General features: G+C 34.6%; 5 protein-coding genes and 2 pseudogenes. 2 read left to right on the top strand and 5 right to left on the bottom strand.

The genetic code is table 11. The annotated features are described in order from the left end of the window. Positions 1-75: pseudogene (locus FTU42_RS13655) on the top strand (IS6 family transposase); the annotation flags it as partial. A 370-nt stretch (positions 76-445) separates the two neighbouring features. Here the strand turns inward: FTU42_RS13655 and FTU42_RS13650 are convergent. From FTU42_RS13650 to FTU42_RS13630, 5 genes are all read right to left on the bottom strand, one after another. Further along, positions 446-1012 carry a recombinase family protein gene (locus FTU42_RS13650; protein WP_004812033.1) on the bottom strand — a complete coding sequence of 189 codons (567 nt, stop codon included), beginning with the start codon at positions 1010-1012 and terminating at the stop codon, positions 446-448. 318 nt (positions 1013-1330) lie between these two features. Beyond that, positions 1331-1768 (bottom strand): hypothetical protein, encoded by a 438-nt coding sequence (locus FTU42_RS13645; protein ID WP_120376090.1) that lies wholly within the window; start codon positions 1766-1768, stop codon positions 1331-1333. Further along, the gene (locus FTU42_RS13640) at positions 1768-2382 is read right to left on the bottom strand and encodes an AAA family ATPase (RefSeq protein WP_120376089.1); all 615 of its coding nucleotides are present in this window, start codon (positions 2380-2382) and stop codon (positions 1768-1770) included. The genes FTU42_RS13645 and FTU42_RS13640 overlap by 1 nt, the downstream gene beginning before the upstream one ends. 545 nt (positions 2383-2927) lie before the next feature. After that, positions 2928-3194, bottom strand: coding sequence for a hypothetical protein (locus FTU42_RS13635; protein ID WP_180083595.1), 267 nt, complete (start codon positions 3192-3194; stop codon positions 2928-2930). Positions 3195-3254: 60 nt separating this feature from the next. After that, positions 3255-5144: a DEAD/DEAH box helicase family protein gene (locus tag FTU42_RS13630; protein ID WP_120376088.1), complete on the bottom strand. Its 1890-nt coding sequence runs from the start codon at positions 5142-5144 to the stop codon at positions 3255-3257. A gap of 1065 nt (positions 5145-6209) precedes the next feature. Between FTU42_RS13630 and FTU42_RS13625 the strand changes: the two are divergent. Next, positions 6210-6731 (top strand): annotated as a pseudogene (locus FTU42_RS13625) (IS3 family transposase); the annotation flags it as partial. Positions 6732-6878 lie beyond the last annotated feature (147 nt).

Raw genomic sequence — 6878 nt, 5'->3', positions numbered from 1 at the left:
GGCCAGGCCTCAGCATTTTATTATGGTGATCCCCTGGGCGAAATGCGCCTGGTAAGCAGAGTTTTTGAAATGTAAGGCCTTTGAATAAGACAAAAGGCTGCCTCATCGCTAACTTTGCAACAGTGCCCATATTATTGAATCTAATCATATCTTGGACCAAAAAAATCTTTACTTATAATAATGAGTAAATATATACATCCGAATGACGACAAAATTACAAACTTGTAATTTTGTTAAGGTTTGTTCTCAAAAAAATAAATTAATACTATTTTAAAAAAGATAAATCGTTGCTGAAAAAGCTAGATTGCAATCGAGTTAATTAATTATAAATCAAAAACTTATATTGTATAAAATTAGTAACTCTTTGCTTTCTGCACTTATTATTTAATCAACGTTTCACGATTTTCATAAGCTAAACTAAATATAGTCGCCAATTTCAATTGAGTTATTTCCCGGCTTTTAAATACCGATATACCGCTTGGCGACTAATTCCAAATGCCTGGCCTAATGCCATTTTTGAAGGGTACTTCCCTTCCTTCCAGTCTTGTCGCAAAGCTTCAGCCTGATCAGGTTTCAATTTATGTACCCGGCCTTTGTACTTCCCTTGAGAAGAGGCAAGTTTAATTCCTTCCTTTTGCCGCTCTAAAATGATCTCACGTTCAAACTGTGCAAAAGCACCCATCAGTTGCAGCATCAAATTATCCATCGGGGTGGATTGGGCCGTAAAAGTAATATTTTCTTTTACAAACTGGATGGCAATCCCTCGTTTGACCAGTTTATCCACTTCAGTCACCAAATCTTTTAAGCTTCGCGCAAAACGATCCATGGAATGTACTATCACCCGGTCTCCTTCCCGGACATAATTCAACATTTCCTGAAATTTCGGTCGGTCGGTATTTTTACCTGAAGCACGGTCAACAAAAATCCGGTCGACTTCAATTCCCTCAAGTTGACGTCCCGTATTTTGCTCGACCGAACTCACTCGCACATAGCCTACTTTTTGGCCTTTCACTTTTTACGCCCCAATTGGATAAAAATGAACAATTTCGTAAATTATAAATCTTTAATACCAAAGTTACATGTTACTTATGATTAAAAAACATTTAAATGGTACATGTTTTTAAGAACTTTTAAAATGTAATTTTAGGGTATGCTCTAAAGTTACATTTTAACTATTAAATTTTTATTCACCTATATAAGATCAAAACTTGATTCGCTTATTTTTATCAATTAGCCACTCATGCTAATCAGAAGTGAGAAACAATAATCAAATATTAGGTATAAAGCATGGAAGATAAAAAAAGTCTAGTCGGTAGGAACTAGACTTTTTTTATTTGTTTTTCCCACGTTCAGCCTTGCGCTGTTCACTCAATTTTTGATGCTCCTCTTCACTCAATTTAACCTTAGTTTGGTTAAATGGTTTACCCAGTGTTAAGTTATATTTTTCAGCACCTAAAACACGTTTTGCTTCTTTCAGAACTACATCACGAATAAAATCATTCAAAGACTCACCAACGAATCCGGCTGCTTCTTTTAGAACTTTCTCCTCCTCATAATACAAAGGTACAGATGCTAAACGTCCATGCTCTTTACGAAAGCGTTTCTTCACATCTTGGGTGTGTGGAGTGAGAATAATCTTGTACATTAAATTACGTGTGTATTCAACTTCTTGACCATTAGCATCATCTACAGTCGCTTCAGGATTCTCTAAAATTTCCTCAAGATCATCACCAAAACCTAAAGATGGTTTACTCTTATTTTTAACCATTATAGGATCTCCACCAAGAAGTCATTAAATTCATCTCTAGCCTTAGAGCTACCCATTTCCATTACAGACAAGCCTTGAATCGTTGCATCACGGAATTGTTTACGATCACGGATAATGGTATTTAATAACTTGAATTTAGGAAGTGTTCCTAGCAGTTCGATTGAATCTGCAACTTCAGTAGATTTTGTATTTGATGGAGCTTTATTCACTACCAGGTATGGTTGAAGCTTTTCATTGACCTTGTGATAGGTATTAAATAATTTCAATACAAATGGAAGGACTTCAACATCGGCTTGGCTTGGTTGTGTTGGAACAATTAACTTATCACTGACTTGAAGAGCAGATCTAAATTCTTCACTGTCACGCCCAGCTACGTCTAATAAAACATAGTCATATTTCTTTTGAAGATCTAAAAGGACCTTCTTTAAATCGCCAGTATGGTATTCAGTATAAACAGGATTTTGAGTTCTACGCTTAGACCATTTAAGAGCTGACTGTTGATCATCAGCATCAACTAGGACTATAGACCCCTTCTTACTCAAGGCTACAGCAAGGTTTGTAGCCAGTGTTGTCTTACCTACTCCACCTTTACGATTGGCAATGGTAATTATCATTTCTTCTTATACCTAAATAGATGTAACAATAGCTCTATTGTACAAGGGGTTAATATAAGTCTACAAGAATAATACTTGTTTATTTTGTAACAGGTTATAGATATGATGTGCCGCATTGAACTGGGGGTTATATGGATTCTAAAGCACTAAACTATACAGGTTGATATCTTTTTATATATCTGGTTTTAATATTAATTTATAGCACGTTTCAAAGTAAGCATCCGGTGAACCACCGCTTTTTCTAGCTATTCAATACTGCCTATAGTTTCCATTATTAAAAGTGCTGCATTCGCCCCCCAGTAAAAGAAGAACCTCTACCACCGCCAGCAATCAAGAGACTGTTGCTCACATTAGGATTCTACTGCAGCAGATGCTCGAGATAGCTTGGTCTTTGGAATATCAATCGAATATTACCTCTATATAATTAAATGATCCCTATCGATGAAATCAGGCTCTCTACCCAGCCCATGGACATTCATGCGGGTATGGATACTGCAATGGCACAGGTGGTGAGAGCCTTTTGGCTACATCAAACTACATTGCGCTTATCTATTCTGTAATAAGCGTGGCCATCGCATGAAAGTACTGGTGGTCTGGCTGTGTGCCAGACGACTGGAATAGGACAAGTTCCATTGAACTTTATCCACCAGGGTGAAACTGTAGCACTCAGCCTGGATAATAACAGGGCTGATCCAGGGTAAATCCTGGCAGCGCATTGGATTACAGCAGGTAATGAATATACTTTCTATAGAGAAAATCTTAACAATGTCATGACTTAATTGAACTAAATCTGCAATCTCTTGGATGTTCATTTAATAGCTGTATTGTTAGAGGTATTATATGATGTAGAAACTTATATTTAGTTATTCTAATTACAACATTTTAACTATTTTAAAAGCAGGCTTTGCATTTAATCTCGTATCTTTTACTTTATACCATTTTTCAATATCAGTAGCTTTTGCTTTGTCAGGTATATTAAGTTCATTATAAACATCTTGAATACGAACTTTTATATCTGAACGAAGAATAACTTCATCCTTTTTCAAATTAAGTAAAGTCGGAATTTCAGTTGCATTATCCTTCTGTGCATCTTGGATCTTTAATGCTCTTTCAATTGGTAACTTTCTATATTCAAATTTTCTAATCGTGTCGTGCGTCAAAACATCATAAGCAGTTTTGAAATAGTCATCCTTTGCATCAACCAATTTATAAATTTTAGAATTATCTGCATCTCTTGCTTCACAATATTCTTTCATCGTTTCATAAAAGCACTGGCTATGACCTGATAAAAATTTAGCTACGCCTTCAGGTTTATGAGCGAATGCTTTATGTTTTGTTTCATCAGTCAGTAAAGCTCTAAATGAGGCAGAATATCCATCTTCATTAACTTCAGCACCTGCAACAACACGTACCACATAAGTTGCTTCTAGTGCTTCGTATGCCTGTAATTCAGCTTTCAATGCAACGTCTGAAACATACAGTTCACCTTTTTCATCTTTGAATGTGTACTTGTCATCTTCAGCAGCTTTTCTTAATTGTTCACGTCCTGCATCTGACATTTTACCTTCTTTGATATCATTCAAAACGTCTTCGCTGTCTTGGATACGTTTCTGAACTTCCTGCATCCATTCTTCTTTTGTACAACTTGCAGCTTCAGGTAGATTTCCAACTAATAGATTAATGTGTTCATTATATTTTGTGTTTCGAATACGACCACAAATTTGAGGTACAAGTACGTGAAAATCTACTTTTGTAGCATCACGGAGTCCATTAATGATGATGTAGGTTTGTCCTTCTTCATCGAAGATGTCTGCACCTTCAAAAGCAGTTGAAGTATACAGATTGATCTTTGCAGGGGCTGAAGTGATGTCACTGATCTTTGCCCATTTCAAGCCAAGCTTACTATTAAATGTTTTTTGGTTTGAATTCGATTTTGAACATACAACTCTAATATCGTCAGGATTAAACAGATTCTTACCTGTTTCCTTATCAACTAAGGCTTTCAACTTACTTAGGATAGATGCAATTTCTGTCACTGAGTTATAGAAAATATGAGCATTGCCTTCAATTGTTCCCATCAAATAATCATAGCACAATCCAAACAAAGCATTGTTTACCCCTACGCCATGTTCAATTTTTTGAAGGTTAAATTTAACCGGTCTAACATCACCCCACTCGATTGTACATAGTGGTAAATGTTCGAGTGCTGAAGGAAAATATTCACGTTTTGTTGGTGTCGCTGTTAAGAAAACGTACGAACCAAACTTGTTATAGTTTTGAAGTACGTATTCACAAGTAGCTGCTTTGAAACTACCTAAATTCACAAGTGTATGTGCTTCATCAATCAGTAATTTAAATGCTTTTGGATTGAAGCCTGGTGTTGTTAGGAGTTTTGGTAATGAGTCAAAAGTACAAACAATTTTTCTAGAACTGGAAGTGTCTTTTAAATATTCTGTTATTTCTTCTTTCTCGGTATCACCATACACGCCAATTAAATCAACAATTCCTTGGTTGTCTGCTAATTTGGATTTAAGTAGGTTAATGTAAGGAACGAGAACTACATAATTTTGTGCATTACGGATAACTAATGTTGTACCACCACAACCTGTAATTTGTTTATTTACATAACAGTTGTCTGGAAAATCCTTAATTAGATTTGAAAGTTTTTCGGAGCTATCACTAGCTATAATTGTTATTGTATTTAATTGAGCATCTTGCTTTATTTTTACTGCATTATTTATTACTAAATCTTGTAAATTCATTTATCGGATTACCTAAATAGGTCTTAATTTTTTAGTGTCATTTATATGTTGTCAGGATATGAAGTAGTGAGGGATACTCCTCTATCCTATGTGGTTAACAGTATCAAAATTATAAATCAATGTCAACACTTTATTTCACACAAGTCCCTTGTCTACTCTTTTTAAGTATTTGATTGATAATATTTCAATATAAAAAAGTGTAAAATCAAACTATACACTTTTTTAAGCATACCCCCCTTATCTAAGATAGAAAAGTGTAAGGTCTTCTCTTGGGCATGGCATTTTCTCTTGAGATCAACTAACGCACTCTGTTACTCTCATTCGATAGTAAACTGGTTCAGTCGTTTGTTTGCTCAAACTATTACTCGGTATATCAAAATGCTAGCGCATTTAGCTATACGCTCGCAAAGTTTCGAGCTAATAAGATGTGATTGATTAGATAATTATTTTACACTTTTTTTAGAAATGAAAGTAAAATATACATTTACTATAAAAACAATCGTTTACAAGAAATATTTTACACTTTTTTTCCCACAGCCCTTTATATTATACAATAAATTGTGTAAGAGCTTAGGCAGTTATCAACAATTATAAATTCAAAGAGTTCTTTTAAAATAGTAAAACATAGTCCCAAGACAAAAGCTTGTCTTGAGTTAGATATAAATATAATAGTAATCAATTGGTTAAAAACTTTTATCTTAAAAGAAGAATTATAAAAATTAATATTAATTAACATTCCTTCTAAAGCTCTGACGAGCCTTAGAACTCATTAACCATCTATAAAACTCTTTCCCATTCATATTCATGTTCTAAAGAACATCAATAATCATTTATTAATTTTGTAGAAATAGAAGTAACAGTTTAAAAGCATGTCTGTATTCTATTGGACACAGACATGCTTTTACCCTTAACAGTCAGTATTAAAGCCTTGATCTGTATTGTGTACTACCTGATATGTGCTGAAAAAAGCGGAGACTTTAACTTGGTAAACTATACTTACTCATCAGGAGTTTACCATGAGAAAAAAAGCAAAATTTTTACACGTCAGAATTTAAAGCTGAAGCCATAAAAGTAATTGAAGAAAATAAGGGCAATATCTCAGAAACAGCAAGGCAGCTCCATGCAAACACTTTCAAATTGGTACAATAAAGCTAAATCTGGAACATTAGTTGGTACATAACAATATTCTCCAGATCTTGTAGCCCTGCTTGAAGAAAACAAGAAGCTGAAGCAACAACTCAAAAATGCTGAAATGGAAAAAGCATTTCTAAAAAAAGCAGCAGCGTACTTTGCAAAAGAAAGTCAGTAAGGTACGCATATATGAAACTGCAAAGACATATATACCCAATAGCTATGATGGCTCGCCTACTTCATGTTTCAGTTTCAAGATTTTATGACTGGTTGAAGTGTGGCTTGAGCAAAAGTGCTATTCAAAGAAACCAACAGACGATATTGGTCAAAATAGCTCATGAAGAAACCAATGAAAGCTATGGTTATATTCGGTTGACCAAGTACTTGCATGCTCAAGGCATTGAAATTAGTCAGTATGCAATACGTAGCATAAAGAAACTTACACAACTCTATTGTAATGAATCAGACAGCTAATACAGTTATTGAAACAGCAAAACAAACGATAAAATATAAGCAATCACCTACTCAAAAAGCTCAACAACCAAAAGCCGTGAGCTAATTTGATTGTAGGCCTTTATAGACCGTACCTCGTCTATCAACACT

It is taken from the genome of Acinetobacter sp. YH12102 (assembly GCF_013419125.1).
GTDB lineage: Bacteria > Pseudomonadota > Gammaproteobacteria > Pseudomonadales > Moraxellaceae > Acinetobacter > Acinetobacter pseudolwoffii.
The sequence above is the reverse complement of the archived record's forward strand: the minus strand, read 5'-3'. Positions and strand labels throughout refer to the sequence as shown.